General features: G+C 59.6%; 16 protein-coding genes. 9 read left to right on the top strand and 7 right to left on the bottom strand.

Translation table 11 applies throughout. The annotated features are described in order from the left end of the window. The first annotated feature begins 31 nt into the window (after window positions 1-31). The 3 genes from purU (at window position 32) to LOY56_RS24320 (ending at window position 3,112) form a co-directional block, all read left to right on the top strand. Window positions 32-889 (top strand): formyltetrahydrofolate deformylase, encoded by an 858-nt coding sequence (gene purU / locus LOY56_RS24330; RefSeq protein WP_258617696.1) that lies wholly within the window; start codon window positions 32-34, stop codon window positions 887-889. A 166-nt stretch (window positions 890-1,055) separates the two neighbouring features. Continuing rightward, window positions 1,056-2,255 (top strand): formaldehyde dehydrogenase, glutathione-independent, encoded by a 1,200-nt coding sequence (gene fdhA, locus LOY56_RS24325; protein WP_008008145.1) that lies wholly within the window; start codon window positions 1,056-1,058, stop codon window positions 2,253-2,255. 239 nt (window positions 2,256-2,494) lie between these two features. Further along, complete coding sequence (locus tag LOY56_RS24320) at window positions 2,495-3,112, top strand: DUF2780 domain-containing protein (protein WP_258617690.1); 618 nt, start codon at window positions 2,495-2,497, stop codon at window positions 3,110-3,112. 1 nt (window position 3,113) lies between these two features. On the opposite strand, the gene LOY56_RS24315 is transcribed toward LOY56_RS24320, so the two are convergent. Then, window positions 3,114-3,998 (bottom strand): acyltransferase, encoded by an 885-nt coding sequence (locus LOY56_RS24315; protein ID WP_258617688.1) that lies wholly within the window; start codon window positions 3,996-3,998, stop codon window positions 3,114-3,116. Window positions 3,999-4,333: 335 nt separating this feature from the next. On the opposite strand from LOY56_RS24315, the gene LOY56_RS24310 reads away from it, so the two are divergent. Next, window positions 4,334-4,840 (top strand): ATP-dependent zinc protease, encoded by a 507-nt coding sequence (locus tag LOY56_RS24310; protein WP_258617687.1) that lies wholly within the window; start codon window positions 4,334-4,336, stop codon window positions 4,838-4,840. Window positions 4,841-4,990: 150 nt separating this feature from the next. Here LOY56_RS24310 and LOY56_RS24305 read toward each other — a convergent pair whose 3' ends face one another. Next, window positions 4,991-6,226, bottom strand: coding sequence for an MFS transporter (locus LOY56_RS24305; RefSeq protein ID WP_258617685.1), 1,236 nt, complete (start codon window positions 6,224-6,226; stop codon window positions 4,991-4,993). Window positions 6,227-6,436: 210 nt separating this feature from the next. Here LOY56_RS24305 and LOY56_RS24300 point away from each other — a divergent pair, with 210 nt between their 5' ends. Both LOY56_RS24300 and LOY56_RS24295 read left to right on the top strand, forming a co-directional pair. Then, window positions 6,437-7,297: a LysR substrate-binding domain-containing protein gene (locus LOY56_RS24300; RefSeq protein WP_258617683.1), complete on the top strand. Its 861-nt coding sequence runs from the start codon at window positions 6,437-6,439 to the stop codon at window positions 7,295-7,297. 58 nt (window positions 7,298-7,355) lie between these two features. Next, on the top strand, window positions 7,356-7,970 hold the full coding sequence (locus tag LOY56_RS24295) for a LysE family translocator (protein ID WP_258617681.1): 615 nt from the start codon (window positions 7,356-7,358) through the stop codon (window positions 7,968-7,970). Window positions 7,971-8,069: 99 nt separating this feature from the next. Here the strand turns inward: LOY56_RS24295 and LOY56_RS24290 are convergent, their stop codons facing one another. Both LOY56_RS24290 and LOY56_RS24285 read right to left on the bottom strand, forming a co-directional pair. Continuing rightward, a complete protein-coding gene (locus tag LOY56_RS24290; RefSeq protein ID WP_258617673.1) occupies window positions 8,070-8,777 on the bottom strand; it encodes a PolC-type DNA polymerase III in 708 nt (235 codons plus the stop codon). Beyond that, a complete protein-coding gene (locus LOY56_RS24285) occupies window positions 8,774-10,714 on the bottom strand; it encodes a putative nucleotidyltransferase substrate binding domain-containing protein (RefSeq protein WP_258617672.1) in 1,941 nt (646 codons plus the stop codon). Before LOY56_RS24285 ends, LOY56_RS24290 begins: the two co-directional genes overlap by 4 nt. Window positions 10,715-10,966: 252 nt before the next feature. On the opposite strand from LOY56_RS24285, the gene LOY56_RS24280 reads away from it, so the two are divergent. After that, on the top strand, window positions 10,967-11,419 hold the full coding sequence (locus LOY56_RS24280) for a response regulator (protein ID WP_258617669.1): 453 nt from the start codon (window positions 10,967-10,969) through the stop codon (window positions 11,417-11,419). A gap of 148 nt (window positions 11,420-11,567) precedes the next feature. Here LOY56_RS24280 and LOY56_RS24275 read toward each other — a convergent pair whose 3' ends face one another. Further along, window positions 11,568-13,760 (bottom strand): malate synthase G, encoded by a 2,193-nt coding sequence (locus tag LOY56_RS24275; protein WP_258617668.1) that lies wholly within the window; start codon window positions 13,758-13,760, stop codon window positions 11,568-11,570. On the opposite strand from LOY56_RS24275, the gene LOY56_RS24270 reads away from it, so the two are divergent. Next, on the top strand, window positions 13,743-14,009 hold the full coding sequence (locus LOY56_RS24270; protein WP_258617667.1) for a hypothetical protein: 267 nt from the start codon (window positions 13,743-13,745) through the stop codon (window positions 14,007-14,009). The two genes, LOY56_RS24275 and LOY56_RS24270, sit on opposite strands and share 18 nt — an antisense overlap. Window positions 14,010-14,347: 338 nt before the next feature. Continuing rightward, window positions 14,348-14,866, top strand: a complete 519-nt coding sequence (locus LOY56_RS24265) for a glycine cleavage system protein R (protein WP_258617666.1) — start codon at window positions 14,348-14,350, stop codon at window positions 14,864-14,866. Window positions 14,867-15,081: 215 nt separating this feature from the next. Here the strand turns inward: LOY56_RS24265 and rarD are convergent, their stop codons facing one another. Beyond that, the gene (rarD, locus tag LOY56_RS24260) at window positions 15,082-15,966 is read right to left on the bottom strand and encodes an EamA family transporter RarD (protein WP_258617665.1); all 885 of its coding nucleotides are present in this window, start codon (window positions 15,964-15,966) and stop codon (window positions 15,082-15,084) included. A 161-nt stretch (window positions 15,967-16,127) separates the two neighbouring features. Next, window positions 16,128-17,102, bottom strand: a complete 975-nt coding sequence (locus tag LOY56_RS24255) for a serine/threonine protein kinase (RefSeq protein WP_123357589.1) — start codon at window positions 17,100-17,102, stop codon at window positions 16,128-16,130. Window positions 17,103-17,245: the final 143 nt, after the last annotated feature.

The raw sequence follows: 17,245 nt of genomic DNA, 5'->3' as shown, positions 1-17,245 counted from the left end.
CAGACAGTTTCGCTACAGGAGTCACCGCACTATGAGCCGCGCCCCAGACACATGGATTCTGACTGCCGACTGCCCCAGCGTCCTTGGCACCGTGGATGCGGTGACCCGCTTTCTGTTCGAGCAGGGCTGCTACGTCACCGAGCACCATTCTTTCGATGACCGGCTCTCGGGCCGTTTCTTCATTCGCGTGGAATTCCGTCAGCCCGATGGCTTCGATGAACAAGCCTTTCGCGCCGGTTTGGCGGAACGTGGTGAAGCCTTTGGCATGATCTTCGAGCTGACCCCGCCGCACCACCGGCCAAAAGTGGTGATCATGGTCTCCAAGGCCGATCACTGCCTCAACGACTTGCTCTACCGCCAGCGCATCGGCCAGTTGTCGATGGACGTGGTCGCCGTGGTCTCCAACCACCCGGACCTCAAGCCGTTGGCCGACTGGCACCAGATTCCGTACTACCATTTCCCGCTGGACCCGAACGACAAACCGTCGCAGGAGCGTCAGGTCTGGCAGGTGATTGAAGAGTCCGGCGCTGAACTGGTGGTCCTTGCGCGCTACATGCAAGTCCTGTCGCCAGAGCTGTGCCGCAAACTCGATGGCAAGGCGATCAACATTCATCACTCCCTGCTGCCGGGTTTCAAAGGCGCCAAGCCGTATCACCAGGCCTACAACAAGGGCGTGAAACTGGTCGGCGCCACGGCGCACTACATCAACAACGACCTGGACGAAGGCCCGATCATCGCCCAGGGCGTGGAGGCTGTGGATCACAGTCATTACCCAGAAGATTTGATCGCCAAGGGGCGGGATGTCGAAGGGCTGACCCTGGCGCGGGCGGTGGGTTATCACATTGAAAGACGCGTGTTCCTTAACGCTAACAGGACAGTTGTGCTCTAACGTTTTTACTGCCTGAAAAGATCGTAGCCTTCGGCAGCTCCTACGCCGATTGCATGTCTCTGCAGGAGCTGCCGAAGGCTGCGATCTTTTGACTTACCGAGCAATCAACGCGCCGCCGGTCCATGGCGACGCGACCGCTACATAAAAACAACAGCGAGGTGAAAGCATGTCTGGTAATCGTGGTGTCGTGTATCTCGGCGCAGGCAAGGTCGAGGTACAGAAAATCGACTATCCCAAAATGCAGGACCCACGCGGCAGGAAGATCGAGCACGGTGTCATCCTGCGCGTAGTTTCCACCAATATTTGTGGTTCCGATCAGCACATGGTGCGCGGTCGCACCACCGCTCAGACCGGTCTGGTGCTGGGCCACGAGATCACGGGTGAAGTGATCGAGAAGGGCAGCGGTGTCGAGAACCTGCAGATCGGCGACTTGGTGTCGGTACCTTTCAACGTTGCCTGTGGCCGTTGCCGTTCGTGCAAAGAGCAACATACTGGCGTCTGCCTGAGCGTTAACCCGGCGCGTCCGGGCGGTGCCTATGGTTATGTCGACATGGGTGACTGGACCGGTGGCCAAGCCGAATACGCGTTTGTGCCGTATGCCGACTTCAACCTGCTGAAACTCCCGGATCGCGATCGCGCGATGGAGAAAATCCGTGACCTGACCTGCCTCTCCGACATTCTGCCGACCGGTTACCACGGCGCAGTGACTGCCGGCGTTGGCCCAGGTAGCACCGTATACATCGCGGGCGCTGGTCCGGTGGGTCTGGCCGCTGCCGCTTCCGCTCGCCTGTTGGGCGCTGCAGTGGTGATCATCGGTGACGTCAACCCGATCCGCCTGGCTCACGCCAAGGCTCAGGGTTTCGAAATTGCCGACCTGTCGACAGACACCCCACTGCACGAACAGATCGCCGCGCTGCTGGGTGAACCAGAAGTGGATTGTGCCGTCGACGCCGTAGGTTTCGAAGCCCGCGGCCACGGCCATGCCGGCGTGAAACACGAAGCCCCGGCAACCGTGCTCAACTCCCTGATGGGCGTGGTTCGCGTTGCCGGCAAAATCGGCATCCCTGGCCTGTACGTAACCGAAGATCCAGGTGCTGTGGACGCGGCCGCGAAAATGGGCAGCCTGAGCATTCGCTTCGGTCTGGGCTGGGCCAAATCCCACAGCTTCCACACCGGCCAGACGCCAGTGATGAAGTACAACCGCCAACTGATGCAGGCGATCATGTGGGACCGCATCAAGATTGCCGACATCGTGGGTGTTGAAGTCATCAGCCTGGATGACGCTCCACGTGGTTATGGGGAGTTCGATGCGGGCGTGCCGAAGAAGTTTGTGATCGATCCGCACAAGTTGTTCAGCGCGGCGTAAGGGCTTCACGCAAAGCAAAACGGCGACCCTCGGGTCGCCGTTTTTTTTGGGGTTCACATTACCCCCCGGCACAAAAGCTCGCCTCATTTCTTCCGCCAGATCCGCGTGCCCCATGTGCCATTCATCGCGTGAGTCCGCTCATCGACGTGACGGGGGAACATGCCACCGGATACCCGGTCAAATCGGCAGTTTTTCCGCCTCGTTACCGGGCGGTTTTCATGGCAATCGAGGATGTCTGGATGAAAGTTTCACGCGGTTTTGCACTGGCCTCGCTCATGGCTGTCGCTTCGTTGACGACACTGGTCGCCAGCCCGGCCTTTGCACAGTTCAGCCTCGTTGATGCGGCCAAAGCGGTTTCGGCGATGCAGGGCAACGAAGGCGGCGAGGACGATGATGGAGGCGATGAGGCCGATGGCATCGTGGCGGCGGCGCCCAAGGCCGCCGGTTTGCTCAATACCCTGGGCTCGCAGCTCGACATCACCCCGGAGCAGGCCATCGGCGGTGCCGGTGCGATGCTGGGGCTGGCGAGAAATCAGCTCAGCGGCCAGGACTTCTCCGAGCTGAGTAAAAACGTGCCGGGTCTCAGTCAAATCGCTGGCAACAGCGCCATCGGTGGCCTGAACGGTCTGGGCGGGCTGCTCGGGGCGGGCTCGGACAAAAATGCGTTACTCGATGGCTTGCTGGGTAACGTCAAAGACACCAACGACCTGAACAACGCCTTCGGTGCCCTGGGCATGGACACCGGGATGATCGGCATGTTTGCCCCGGTGATTCTGCAATATCTCGGCCAGCAAGGCGTGGCCGGTTCGTTGCTGCAAAATCTCGGCGGGATCTGGGGTGCAGGCACCGGCAGCTGAGTCAGCCTTCGGCGCGTAATGCCTTGATGCGCCGGTCCTTATCGATCCAGAGCTGGTTGACCCAGTTCTGGATTGTTTCGCGAAACGCTGGATCGTTTTCGTAATCGCCTTGCCACAGCGCCGGGTCCAGTTCGCGGGTCTGGATATCGATGATCACCCTTGGCACGCGACCGCTGATCAAATCCCAGAACCCTGGAATCTGCTGCTGTGGATACACCACGGTCACATCGAGAATGGCATCCAGTTGTTCGCCCATCGCCGCCAGCACAAATGCCACGCCGCCCGCCTTGGGCTTGAGCAGGTGGGTGAACGGTGACTGCTGCTGGGCGCTTTTCGCCCTGGTGTAGCGGGTGCCTTCCAGATAATTGACCACCGTCACTGGCTGACGCTTGTACAACGCGCAGGCTTGTTTGGTGATCTCCAGGTCCTGGCCGGCCAGCTCCGGGTTCTTTGCCAGAAACGCCTTGGTGTAGCGCTTCATGAACGGATAGTCCAAAGCCCACCAGGCCAGGCCCAGGAACGGCACCCAGATCAGTTCTTTCTTGAGGAAGAATTTGAAGAACGGCGTGCGCCGGTTAAGGGCCTGGATCAGCGCCGGTATATCGACCCAGGATTGATGGTTGCCGATTACCAGATACGAAGTGTCGCGGCGTAGATCATTGCCACCGCGAATGTCCCACTGGGTGGGAATGCACAGACGAAAAATCAGTTTGTCGATTTCGGCCCAGGTTTCGGCAATCCACATCACCGTCCAGGAGGCGGCATCGCGAAAACGTCCGGGCAGAACCAGTTTGAGCAGGGCGAACACCATCAACGGTCCGAACAGCATCAGGGTGTTAAGCAACAACAGCAGGGTAACGAAACAGCCGGTGAGCAGGCGGCGCATAGGTAACTCTTGAAAACGTGTGGGCGCGCCATGATAAGCAGCTTCAGGCGACAGGCCAAATGGGTGGTGACGAATGTTTCATGTTTGTGGCGGTATGCTTCCAGCGTTATGAGATCCCTGTGGCGAGGGAGCTTGCTCCCGCTGGGCTGCGAAGCGGCCCCAAAACCAGACGCCGCGATTTTTCAGGTATACCGCATGCAGCGGTTTTTACGAGCGCTGCGCACTCGAACAGGAGCTGGCTCCCTCGCCACAGAGGTGTGAGGCGGTCCAACTATCGCTGTTTTCTGCGGTCTAGAATTCGGCCATGTGTCCACATCCCTAAGGAAGCCCATTACGTGAAATCTCTCCTTGCACTGCTTTCCCTCATGGCCCTGCCGGTCTTGGCCGCCGAGCCGACCTTGTATGGGCGTTACGAATACATCGCGCTGCCGGAAATCGGCGGCGAAGTCCTCAAGGCCAAAATGGACACCGGCGCCCTGACCGCGTCGCTGTCGGCCAAGGACATCGAAACCTTCACCCGCGACGGCGACGAGTGGGTGCGCTTCCGCCTCGCCACCAAAGGCGCGAGCAACAAGGTCTATGAGCACAAGGTCGCGCGGATCAGCAAGATCAAGACCCGTTCCGAAGAAGACGAGGATGACAAGGAAACGATCGAACCCACCAAGCGGCCGGTGGTCGATCTGGAATTGTGCCTGGGCAACATCAAGCGCACCGTCGAGGTCAACCTCACCGACCGCAGCAGCTTCAATTACCCGCTGTTGATCGGCGCCAAGGCTCTGCGTGAATTCGGTGCGGCGGTGAACCCGGCTCGGCGCTTCACGGCAGACAAACCCGACTGCTGATTGACGGCGAATCAGCGTCGAGCACCGTTTGGCAAGTGCTCGGATGTTCGGCCGCCCTGGAGAGACTTCGATGTTCGACCACCGACGCGAAAGTCACGAGGCTGGATAGAGGATTCATGGTGTTCTCCGGAACGGCCAAACCGACATGGCTCAGGGCTTGCGTTTTGGCGACAGGACAAAAGCAAACAGACAGAGCAGGGCGATTCCTCCCCAGACTTCAGCCCAGGAGAAACTGCGCAGCAACACCGGGATCAACGCCGGTGTTGCGAACGCGGCGGCGAACACTGCGGTGTTCTCGATTCCCAGGGCCGTCCCGACCCTTGCCGCACCGGCCATCACCGCGATCTCGGTGTAGGCCACCCCGTGCCACGCGGAGCCGAACACGCCAGCCGCAATCAGCAGCAGCACACTGAGGGCCGGTGCGTTGAACGTCAGGATGTTCAATTGCAGCAGCACCAAAGACACTGCAGCGAGTAGGGCGATACCCCGCACGAACGCGCGACGATTATTGTGTTTGTCAGTCCAGCGACCGCTCCAGACCCGAGCGACGGCGCCGAGTAGCTGCACCGCGAAGATCACCGCCGAGGTCACTGCAATACCCAGATGAAACTCGTTGATCAAGTAAATCGCGGAAAAGGTCAGCACTGCGAACTGCGGTACGGTGAGCAGGCTGCTGGTCAGGAACAGGCGCCACATGTGCGGGTCATTGAGTGTGCTCTTGGGGCTGGCAACCGGATTGACCCGTGGTGCCGGTTGTACCGGTGCCGGCGTGAGCCAGGTCCAGGCGGCCATTGCAGCGAGCAGGCTGGTCACGGCCAGCGTACTGAAGACGCTGATGAAACCAAAGTGCAGCGCGACCCAGGGCAGGATGGCTGCACCGATTCCGCCGCCGACCGGCACTGCAGTCTGGCGGATGCTCATGGCGAAACCACGTTCACCGTCCTGGAACCAGGACATCACCGCCTTGCCACTGGAGCCGTTGATACTGCCGCCCAGGATGCCCAGCGCCAGCAGGCCACTGCCCAGTAGCAAGACTCCCGGAATGGAACCGACCCTGGGGGTGCCGAACATCGCCAGCAGGGCAAAGATCAGGCTCGTGCTCAGAAGACCGGTCAGCAAGACAAAGCGGTCGCCCAACTTGTCGGTCAGCAAGCCCCAAATGACTTCCGAGGCGGCAATACCCAAGGCAATCGCACCGAGTATCAGGCCCAACTGATCAAGGGTCAGGCCGTAAGCGTCCTGCAGTAACGGGCCAGTGGCCGGGATGCCCTGAAAACCCAGCGAGAAGCTTGCTTGTGCCGCCACCCCGACAGCGAGTACGACCCATCGATGGCGATTTATACTCGCGGTGGGCGCGGCAATGGTGCTGGTTTTAGTGTGGCTCATGCGCAAATTTCCTCATCGGCATCAATCGGTGTGACCGGGTGTTCCCAGATCACCAGTAGCGAACAGCCCTTTTCGCTGAATGGCGCGAGCTCAACCAATCTCCCGTGTTCAGACGCTTTTGTGAGCCATTCCGGGCGGATGGTGGCAAGGGCTGGGAGGGTTGTAAATTTATGATAGGATATATCTGTAATAACCAATGGTTATCTCTGAATGACAACTCATCTCGATCTATCGACTGTTGAAGCGTTTGTACTGACCACCGACATGCGCAGTTTTACCCAAGCGGCGGAAGTACTAGGGCTGACCCAGGCCGCTGTCAGTCTCAAGGTCTCGCGGTTGGAGCGCACCCTGCGTCGACGCTTACTCAATCGCACCCCGCGCTCGATCAAGCTGTCACCCGATGGCGAAGCGTTTCTGCCGCGGGCCCGTACGTTATTGGCCGCGCAACAATTAGCACTCTCTGAAGTCGCCTACACACCTCGTAAACTGCGGCTGGGCATCAGCGATCATGTGGCTGGCCCCGAACTGCCGAGGGTGCTGGAAAAAATAAAGTCCTACGATCCAACGCTGGACATCAGCGTGCGAGTGGGGGCGTCGCACGAATTATTGACGGAGTTCGATCGCGAGGAAATTGACGTGGCGATCGTGCGCAACGAAAAACATCGACGAGACGCCGAGAGTCTCTTCGAAGACCGCTACGGCTGGTTCGCCGATCTCTCTATGCGCACCCGTGGCGATCCGATGCCGCTGGTGACCGTGGATGACTCCTGCGGGATACGCGCAATCGCAATCCGTTTACTGGCGCAGGAAGGTATTCAGTGGTCGGATGCGTTTATCGGCGGCGGCGTCTCTACTGCGCTGTACGCGGCGGCGGCGGGTATCGGCGTCGCGCCGCTGCCAACGCGTCTGGCTTCGTCCCGATTGATCGATGTTGGCGAGCTGTTTGGATTGCCGCCATTACCGCCCGTGGAAATGGTCATGTACTCCCGTTGGCTGGACGTGCATACCCGCGAGAGTCTGCGCATTCTGGCTGGAGCATTTCGTGGGGTAGCCGTCACTCACCTCGCCTGAAGGCCTGATGTAGAGCGTCGCCCCGGACATAACCCATTCACTGACAAGGTAAAGACTTATGGTTAATTGGGCCGCGGTGCTGGCGGTTTTTTCAGTGTATTGCGCAGGGGTGGTCATACCTGGGCCGAACTTTGTCGCAGTGGCACACAAAGCAGCGTCATCGACGATCACCGAAGCGTTCATGCTGGTCGCTGGCATCGTGGTGGTGAATCTGTTCTGGGCTACCTGCGCCATTCTGGGGATCGGCATGGTGTTTACATGGCTCCCATGGCTGGCGGTGGTCATCAAGTTTCTGGGCGCTGCCTACCTGATCTGGTTCGGCGCGCGACTGATCGTGTTGCGAGGCGCTGGTCTGAGCCGCGACCCCTGCACCACTACCATAACTCGCCGCAAAGCGTTCCTGCAGGGCGTTGCTACCAACATTGCGAACCCCAAGTCCATCGCGTTCTATGCCGCCATTTTTTCCGCGGCCACGCCTCCCCACGTCAGCATCGAAACCTTAGCCGCCATGCTGGCGGTTGTCGCCATTGTTGCCTCTTTCTGGTACGGCTTTGTCGCCTTGGCGCTGTCACACCAGCGCGTTGCCGACGTGTACAGAAAACAGAAGCGCTGGATCGATTCTGTCTGTGGCGGCGTAATCATTCTGTTGGGCGTGCGGCAGATGCTGCGCTGAGGTCGTTCAACCGCGCTGCAATAGCCTTCCAATGGCGAGGACGGCGGGAATGCCCCGCCCGAGCAGGTCAAAGACGTGCCAAAACGGGCGCTGTAAAACTTAAAAAGAGGGCGCGCGCTGTCTGCGCTTCCACTGACTCAGCCGCTGCTGCAAATTCAACGGGCTAAGAATCTGCTGCTGCCGCGCCCGGCTGAACAAAATCAGCATCAGCTCCGCCGTCGCCAAGGCATCGGCACTGGCGTTATGCCGTTCGAAGAGCTCCAGCTTGAACCAGTCGGTCCACTCGTCCAGCCCGGCCTCGCGAAAGTGCGCCTGCGGGCACAACAGCGGCGCGATGTCTGCGACATCCAGAAACGGATGCTGCAACTTGTAGCCCAGATGTTCTTTCAGCGCGCGCCCCAGCATGTGCTGGTCGAACGGCGCATGAAAGGCCAACACTGGACTGTCACCGACAAACTCCATGAATTCGAGCAAGGCCTGCGCGGGATCGCTGCCGGCGGCAATGGCGCTCGGGCCCAGACCATGAATCAACACGCTGGGGCCAAGTTTGAGTTCGGTGCATTGCAGCGTGCGTTCGAATGGCTGACTGAAATCGATCGCCCCGTCCTCGATCACCACCGCGCCGATGGACAGCAGCCGATCCTTGTTCAGGTTCAGCCCGGTGGTTTCCAGGTCGAGTACCACCCAGCGTTGTTCGCGCAGGCTGCAATCGCCCAGCTCGGCCACGGCAGGCAAGCGCTCCAGACGTTGTTGCAGTTCGCCGGGCAAAATAGGGCTGACCGGGCGCAGCCATGAAAACAGGTTCATAACTGATACCGCAGGGTCAGGCTGCTTTGCAGGCGTTGGGCCTGGCGCAGGGATTCACGCAGGATGCGTCGGTCCAGATGATTGAGGCTGTCAGGATCGACACGGTTGGAGTAGGGCAAATTCTCCCGAGTCTGTAGTTGATGTTGCTGCATGCGGGTTTGCTGGATGAAGTGATACGCCTCTTCGTACGCCGCGCCGTCGAGCCGTTCGATGATCTCTTTGTCCACCAACTGACGAAAGCGCTCCAAGGTATTGTTGGTGTCGATGCCGTGGGCCAAGGCCAGCACTCGAGCGCCGTCGACGAATGGGGTGAGACCTTGGAGTTTCAGGTCGAGCGTGGCTTTCTCGCCATTTTTGCGAGCCAGCACGAATTCGCGGAAACGGCCCACGGGCGGACGGTTGCGCAGGGCGTTCTCGGCCATCATCCGCTGGAACAAGCGGTTGTCGCCGACCTGATCGAGGATGCCTTGGCGCAGTTGCTCGCAGCCTCGCTCGTCGCCCCAGACCACACGCAGGTCGAAATAGATGCTCGATCCCAGCAGGTTTTCCGGTGTCGCCTCACGGATAAACGCCGCGAAGCGTCGCGCCCATTCGGCCCGGGACAAACACAGCTCGGGATTGCCGGCCATGATGTTGCCCTTGCACAGGGTGAAGCCGCACAGCGCCAGGTTCTGATTGATCTGCTGGGCGATGGGTAGCAACTTGCCACGAATCTCAGCGGCGTGGGCCGCGTCGCGGGCTTCGAACAGAATGCCGTTGTCCTGATCGGTGTGCAGCGTTTGCTCGCGACGGCCTTCGCTGCCGAAACACAGCCAACTGAACCGTACGCCTGGGTCACCTTTCTCGGCGAGCACCAGTTCGATCACCCGGCACACGGTGTGGTCGTTGAGCAGGGTGATGATGTGAGTGATCTGGGTCGAGGACGCGCCGTGAGCCAGCATCCGCTCCACCAATTGGCCGATTTCGCCGCGCATCGCCACCAGGTTTTCCAGCTTCTGGGCACTGCGAATAGTCCGCGCCAGATGCACCAGATCGACCCGTTGCAGGGAAAACAGGTCACGCTCCGAGACCACGCCGCACAGGCGCTGGTCCTTGACCAGACAGACGTGGGCGATATGCCGCTCGGTCATGGCAATCGCGGCGTCGAAGGCACTGTGGTCCGGCGTCAGGTAAAACGGCGCCCGGGTCATGTGCCCTTCAATGGCTTCACTGAAATCGCTGGTGCCGTTGGCCACCACATGCCGCAAGTCGCGCAGGGTGAAAATGCCCAGCGGCGCCTTTTGCTCATCGATCACCACAATGCTGCCGACTTGCTGATCGTGCATCAGCGTCACGGCTTCGCGCAGAGGCGTGATCGGGCTGCAGGTCACCGGGTGACGCATGGCCAGTTCGCCCAGCCGGGTATTGAGCGAGTACTGGGTACCGAGAGTTTCCACGGCTTTTTGCTGGACTTGTTGATTGACCTGATCCAGCAAACTGCTGACACCGCGTAGGGCAAAGTCGCGAAACGGGCTGGAAAGTGCGAACAGTTTGATGAACGCCAGCTTATTCAGCTGTAGGCAAAAGGTATCTTCGGCCGCCAGATGTTCGGTACGAGTCGCCCGTTCCCCCAGTAGCGCGGCGAGGGGGAAACACTCGCCGGTGGTGATTTCGAAGGTGGTTTCGGTCCCGCCCTTGGCCGTGTGCGGACGTTCGCCCACGACCCGGCCCTGTTTGACGATGTAGAAATGCTCAACCGGGCCATCGGCAGGCTTGATGATGCTTTCGCCGGGTGCATAAAAACGCAGCTGACATTGCTCGACCAGATAGGCCAAGTGGGCGTTTTCCATCTGATTGAACGGCGGGAAGCGCTGTAGGAATTGCACAGTGCCCTGGATGTTCTGCAACACCGCGGTTTTCCCTGCCTGGGTGAAGGCGTCCGCTTTACTCATAACCATTACCGCAGTCTTTTTAGAATTGTTGTGTCGGATCTTTCCCTGCCATGGTCCGCCCCTACGGGCAGAGTGCCCATTGGACGTAAGTCTAGGTAGGCAGTACCGCGGCCTGAATATGGGAAATGTCTGACACAACGGTGGGAAAAACCTCCTACATTGTCTATTGGAAAAGTTTCCGACGACGTGCACATTGAAGTCTGCTGAGCGATGTCTGACCCTTGTGTCAGGGATCGAACCGAAAACGTAGAGAAAGCCATGTCCGACCACGATATTTTGAGTGATGCCGAGCGCGAAGCGCTCAGTGCCGTCATGTTGGAACCAGACTTGCCGCCGCAGCGGGTACTGATCGTCGATGACGATAAGGACTCCAGGGAATTGCTGTCGGAAATTCTGGGACTGGACGGCATTCACTGCATGACGGCGGCCAGTGGCGAAACGGCGCTCAAATTGCTGGAGACGAAGTCATCGATCGGGCTGGTGATTACCGACCTGCGGATGAGACATGTCGATGGCCTGGAACTGATCCGCCAGGTGCGAGACTCGGCGCGTGCGGCGTTGCCGATCATCATCGTTTCCGGCGACGCCGACGTGAAGGATGCAATTGAAGCCATGCATTTGCACGTAGTGGACTTTCTGCTCAAACCCATCGATAGCGGCAAACTGCTTGAATTGGTCAAGCATGAGCTGGGGATGGAGTCTTTGCCGTGATCGTTCCCATGCTCCGCGTGGGCATGCCTCCATGGACGCTCTGCGTCCCGGGCTGCATTCCCACGCGGAGCGTGGGAACGATCAATCTGAAGCAAAAAAGCCCCGATCTTTCGATCAGGGCTTTTTCATATCCGGCGTCAGCGTTTAATCAAAGGCCATTGGCAGCCTTGAACTCGCGGCGACGACGGTGCAGAACCGGCTCGGTGTAGCCGTTCGGCTGTTGGGTGCCTTCGACCACCAGTTCGACCGCCGCCTGAAAGGCGATGTTGCTGTCGAAGTTCGGTGCCAGCGGACGGTACAGCGGGTCGCTGGCGTTCTGACGGTCAACCACCGGCGCCATGCGCTTGAGGCTTTTCATCACCTGATCTTCCGTGACGATGCCGTGGCGCAGCCAGTTGGCGATGTGCTGGCTGGAGATACGCAGCGTTGCACGGTCTTCCATCAGGCCGACGTCATTGATGTCCGGCACTTTCGAGCAGCCCACGCCCTGGTCGATCCAGCGCACCACGTAACCGAGAATGCCCTGGGCATTGTTGTCCAGTTCGTTTTTGATCTGCTCTGCGGTCCAGTCTGGATTGACGGCCAACGGGATGGTCAGGATGTCGTCCACCGAAGCACGCGCACGTTTGGCCAGTTCGGCTTGACGGGCGAACACGTCGACCTTGTGGTAATGCAACGCATGCAGCGCGGCGGCGGTCGGCGATGGAACCCAGGCGGTATTGGCGCCGGCCATCGGGTGAGCGATTTTCTGTTCGAGCATCGCCGCCATCAGGTCCGGCATGGCCCACATGCCTTTACCGATCTGGGCGCGACCTTGCAGGCCAGTGCTCAGCCCGATGTCGACGTTCCAGTTCTCGTACGCGCCGATCCACTTCTCGGCCTTCATGTCCGCTTTGCGCACCATCGGGCCGGCTTCCATGGAGGTGTGGATTTCATCGCCTGTGCGGTCGAGGAAACCGGTGTTGATGAACACCACGCGCTCGCTGGCGGCCTTGATGCAGGCCTTGAGGTTGACCGTGGTACGGCGTTCCTCGTCCATGATCCCGACTTTGAGGGTGTTGCGCGGCAAGTCGAGGACGTCTTCGATGCGGCCGAACAGCTCGTTGGTGAATGCAGCTTCTTCCGGGCCGTGCATCTTCGGCTTCACGATATAGACCGAGCCGGTACGGCTGTTCTTGCGCGAGCTATTGCCGTTGAGGCTGTGAATCGCCGCGAGGCAAGTCACCAGGCCATCGAGAATACCTTCCGGAACTTCGTTGCCGTCTTTATCGAGGATCGCGTCGGTGGTCATCAGGTGACCCACGTTGCGCACGAACAACAGCGAGCGACCGTGCAGGCTCAGTTCGCTGCCATCGAGGGCAGTGTACGTGCGATCGGCGTTCATGGTGCGGGTAAAGGTCTGACCGCCCTTGGAGACTTCTTCCGACAGATCGCCCTTCATCAGGCCGAGCCAGTTGCGGTAGATCACCACTTTGTCATCGGCATCGACCGCGGCGACGGAGTCTTCGCAGTCCATGATGGTGGTCAGCGCGGCTTCCATCAGGATGTCTTTGACGCCGGCCGCGTCGGTCTGGCCGACCGGGGTGCTGGCATCGATCTGGATTTCGAAGTGCAGGCCATTGTTCTTCAGCAGGATCGCGGTTGGAGCCGCTGTATCGCCGTGGAAACCGATCAGTTGCGCATCGTTGCGCAGGCCAGAGCTCTTCAAAACCGAGTTGCTGCCGCCTTTGAGGGCGACCACCAGTTTGCCGTCAACGATCTTGTAGCCGGTGGAGTCGACGTGGGAGCCGGCAGCCAGTGGCACGGCTTCGTCGAGGAAGGCGCGGGCGAAGGCGATGACCTTGTCGCCGCGAACCTTGTTGTAGCCTTTGCCTTTTTCCGCGCCGTCCGCTTCGCTGATGGCGTCGGTGCCGTAGAGTGCGTCATACAGCGAACCCCAGCGAGCGTTCGAGGCGTTGAGCGCGAAGCGCGCGTTCATCACCGGCACCACCAGCTGTGGACCGGCCATGCGGGCGATTTCGTCATCGACGTTTTGTGTCGTTGCCTGGAAATCAGCCGCTTCTGGCAGCAGATAACCGATGTCTTGCAGGAAGGCTTTGTAGGCCACCGCATCGTGCGCAACACCTGCACGAGCCTGGTGCCAGGCATCGATACGTGCCTGGAAATCATCGCGTTTGGCGAGTAGGGCTTTGTTCTTCGGTGCCAGGTCATGGATGACCTTGTCGGCACCGGCCCAGAACGTGTCGGCGGTGAGGCCGGTACCGGGAATGGCTTCGTTGTTCACGAAGTCGAACAGGACTTTGGCGACCTGCAGGCCACCGACTTGAACGTGTTCAGTCATTGCTTGCCTCACTCTGCTCAGCTATTTCGCTTTTCAGCTCTTCAATTTGACAATGAAGCCTCTGGCCATTTAAACCACAAACCCATCTACCAGTACATGCCATTGCTGGCGGCCGGGTTCGATCCGATCAACGGCTTTGCGGCCGTGCTGACAGGGCTTTCAGGGGTTGCGACGGCACCTGCGGCAGACATCGATCCAGCGTTATGTAGTGCTTGCTGCGGCATACTACATGATGAATTGCGGTTGTGAAAATTAGACTAATTACGTCGTTCTGCGACCACATGACGTATTGCGGTCATGTCGGGGGCCGTGATGTTCTCAAAAAACTATTGGATTGTTCCAGTTAAATATAAAAACTTGTACACGATTTGTGGTTTGGCAGGATTGTGGGTGGTGCCCCATTCGCGGGCAAGTCGGATCGCCGCACCGCTCGCTCCTACAGGTCCGCGTCGTTCATGCCAACGCGGTACACGCCGACCTTGTAGGAGCGAGGCTTGCCCGCGAAGACGTCAGCCGATTCAGCGCAAGATCAACCCTTGCCTATACTTGTTTTTCTATAACAAAAGTCATGACCAGAGGGCTGCGCCATGGACCATCTCGTACTCACTGTAATTGCTCCAGACAAGCCCGGGCAGGTCGAGCGCATTGCTCAATGCATTGCCGAGCACGGCGGTAACTGGCTGGAGAGCCGCATGTCGCGGATGGCCGGACAGTTTGCCGGGATTCTTCGGGTGGGTGTGCCGGCCGAGGCCTACGACGAATTGGTAGACGCCCTGCAGGGATTGTCGACCCAAGGGATTCGCGTGCTGATCGCCGAGAGCGGCATCGAACAGTCCTGCACCTGGAAGCCGATTGCCATGGAACTGGTGGGCAATGATCGTCCCGGCATTGTGCGAGACATTACGCGTCTGCTGAGTGAACAGGGCGTGAACCTGGAGCAGTTGGTGACCGACGTTCGACCGGCGCCGATGAGCAGCGAGCCGCTGTTTCATGCCGAGGCGATTCTTGCGGTGCCACTGACCTTGTCGCTGGAGGTGCTGCAATCGCGCCTGGAAACCCTGGCGGACGATCTGATGGTCGAATTGGTGCTGCGCAGCGAACCTTGAAAAGGTTATCCAAGTTATACGTGCACCTGCCTGTGGATAACCTGTAGAGATACCTCGCCAGGCCACGCTGATCGGGGCTCTTCAGGATCTGATCAAAAAACCAGCAGTTTCAGTGACTTGCGCACAAACGCCGGGGATCACACTGTGGATAACCTTGGGAAGGATGGATGCAGGCCTCGAGAGACGTGGCCTGTAGAGGTTTGTACGTTTTCTGATCAGCGGCGGCGCAGACTTATCCACGCATCGATGCTGTAAACCGCCAAACCGGCCCAGATAAAGATGAACGCCACCAGCGTGCTGGACGACAAGTGCTCGCCAAACAGCAGAACGGCTTGCAACAACACCAGCGTCGGCGCCAGGTACTGGAGAAATCCGAGGGTGGTATAGGGCAAGTGCCGGGCGGCGGCGTTGAAACACACCAGCGGCACCAGCGTCACCGGACCGGCCGCCACCAGCCACCAGGCTTCAGAGGTGGTCCAGAATTCGGCTTGCGCACTGCTCGCCGTCGGATTGAACAGCAGCCAGGCGACGGCAATCGGCACCAGCATCCAGGTTTCCACCACCAGCCCCGGCAGCGCCTTGACCGGTGCCTGTTTGCGGATCAGTCCGTAGAAGCCGAAGGTCAATGCCAGTACCAGTGACACCCACGGCAGGCTGCCGACTTGCCACACTTGTTGCGCAACACCGACCGCTGCCAGGCCCACGGCGATCCATTGCATACGCCGCAGCCGTTCGCCGAGGATCAGCATCCCCAACAGCACGTTGACCAGCGGGTTGATGTAGTAACCGAGGCTGGCTTCGAGCATGCGTCCGTTGTTCACCGACCAGACGTAGGTCAGCCAGTTGGCCGCGATCAGCGTACCGCTCAGGGCCAGAATCGCCAGTCGCCTTGGGTTCTCACGCAGTTCGCGCCACCAGCCGGGATGCTTCCAGACCAGCAGCAGCAAAGCGCCGAACAGCGCGGACCACAGCACTCGGTGGATGATGATCTCCACGGCGGGCACGCTGGCGATGGCTTTGAAGTAGAGCGGGAACAGTCCCCAGATGATGTAGGCACTCAGGCCCAGGATGTACCCGCGACGCGGGTTGGCGGCTTGCATGAGAATCCTTGCTTAGGCAGCTAACAAAGAGGGGATTGTATAGATGTGTTGTGATTTTTGTAGGCGCGAGGCTTGCCCGCGAAGAACGATAACGCGGTTTGTCTGACGAACCGCATCATCGTTCTTCGCGGGCAAGCCTCGCTCCTACAGGTCTGGTGTGTTTAGAAGAGCTTCAGTGGTTCTTCGTTGAGTGCGGCGAGTTGTTCACGCAGCGCCAGCACTTGATCGCCCCAATACCGCTCGGTGCCGAACCACGGAAAGCTGCGAGGGAAGGCCGGGTCATCCCAGCGACGGGCGAGCCAGGCGCTGTAGTGCATCAGGCGCAAGGCGCGCAGCGGTTCGATCAGCGCCAGTTCCCGGGGGTCGAAGTCGTGGAATTCGTTGTAGCCGTCCATCAATTCCGACAACTGCCCCAGACATTCCTGACGATCGCCCGCCAACATCATCCAGATATCCTGCACCGCCGGGCCCATGCGGCAGTCGTCGAGGTCGACGATGTGGAACATCTCATCGCGGCACATCATGTTGCCGGGGTGGCAATCGCCGTGCATGCGGATGTTCTGGTGCGGCGTGGCCTTGTAGACCTCTTCGACACGCTTGAGCAGGTCGCGGGCCACGGACTCGTAGGCCGGTAGCAAACTTTTGGGTACGAAATTGCCTTCGAGCAATGTCGTCAGCGAGTCCTGACCGAAGTTCTTCACTCCCAGCGCTTCGCGGTGTTCGAACGGTTTTGTAGCACCGACCGCGTGCAGCCGACCGAGCAGTTGCCCCAGGCGATACAGCTGGTCGAGATTGCCCGGCTCCGGCGCACGGCCGCCACGACGGGGAAACAGAGTGAAACGGAAACCGTTGTGTTCGTGCAGGCTGGCACCGTTGTGGATCATCGGCGCGACCACCGGTACGTCGCACTCGGCGAGTTCGAAGGTGAATTGGTGTTCTTCGAGAATCGCTTCGTTGGTCCAGCGTTGCGGGCGGTAGAACTTGGCGATCAGCGGCTCGGAGTCTTCGATGCCGACCTGATAGACACGGTTCTCGTAGCTGTTGAGCGCCAGAATGCGGGCGTCGCTGAGAAAGCCGATGCTTTCGACGGCATCGAGCACGAGGTCTGGGGTGAGCGTTGCAAACGGGTGGGCCATGCTGACTCCTGCGCGCAGCAGGCTGCCGCGTCGGGCCAAACATGGTAGCGCAGACAGGGCTTCTTTAGGTGGATCGTTCCCATTGGATCGTTCCCACGCTCTGCGTGGGAATGCCTCACCGGACGCTTCGCGTCCGATTTTGG

Source organism: Pseudomonas sp. B21-048 (genome assembly GCF_024748615.1).
In the GTDB taxonomy this organism is placed as follows: Bacteria; Pseudomonadota; Gammaproteobacteria; order Pseudomonadales; family Pseudomonadaceae; genus Aquipseudomonas.
This window is presented reverse-complemented; position numbering and strand designations above follow the sequence as displayed.

Coding starts and splice junctions, on each gene's coding strand:
- purU (WP_258617696.1), top strand. CDS start 32: ATGAGCCGCGCCCCAGACACATGGATTCTGACTGCCGACTGCCCCAGC.
- fdhA (WP_008008145.1), top strand. CDS start 1,056: ATGTCTGGTAATCGTGGTGTCGTGTATCTCGGCGCAGGCAAGGTCGAG.
- LOY56_RS24320 (WP_258617690.1), top strand. CDS start 2,495: ATGAAAGTTTCACGCGGTTTTGCACTGGCCTCGCTCATGGCTGTCGCT.
- LOY56_RS24315 (WP_258617688.1), bottom strand. CDS start 3,998: ATGCGCCGCCTGCTCACCGGCTGTTTCGTTACCCTGCTGTTGTTGCTT.
- LOY56_RS24305 (WP_258617685.1), bottom strand. CDS start 6,226: ATGAGCCACACTAAAACCAGCACCATTGCCGCGCCCACCGCGAGTATA.
- LOY56_RS24300 (WP_258617683.1), top strand. CDS start 6,437: ATGACAACTCATCTCGATCTATCGACTGTTGAAGCGTTTGTACTGACC.
- LOY56_RS24295 (WP_258617681.1), top strand. CDS start 7,356: ATGGTTAATTGGGCCGCGGTGCTGGCGGTTTTTTCAGTGTATTGCGCA.
- LOY56_RS24290 (WP_258617673.1), bottom strand. CDS start 8,777: ATGAACCTGTTTTCATGGCTGCGCCCGGTCAGCCCTATTTTGCCCGGC.
- LOY56_RS24285 (WP_258617672.1), bottom strand. CDS start 10,714: ATGGTTATGAGTAAAGCGGACGCCTTCACCCAGGCAGGGAAAACCGCG.
- LOY56_RS24280 (WP_258617669.1), top strand. CDS start 10,967: ATGTCCGACCACGATATTTTGAGTGATGCCGAGCGCGAAGCGCTCAGT.
- LOY56_RS24275 (WP_258617668.1), bottom strand. CDS start 13,760: ATGACTGAACACGTTCAAGTCGGTGGCCTGCAGGTCGCCAAAGTCCTG.
- LOY56_RS24265 (WP_258617666.1), top strand. CDS start 14,348: ATGGACCATCTCGTACTCACTGTAATTGCTCCAGACAAGCCCGGGCAG.
- rarD (WP_258617665.1), bottom strand. CDS start 15,966: ATGCAAGCCGCCAACCCGCGTCGCGGGTACATCCTGGGCCTGAGTGCC.
- LOY56_RS24255 (WP_123357589.1), bottom strand. CDS start 17,102: ATGGCCCACCCGTTTGCAACGCTCACCCCAGACCTCGTGCTCGATGCC.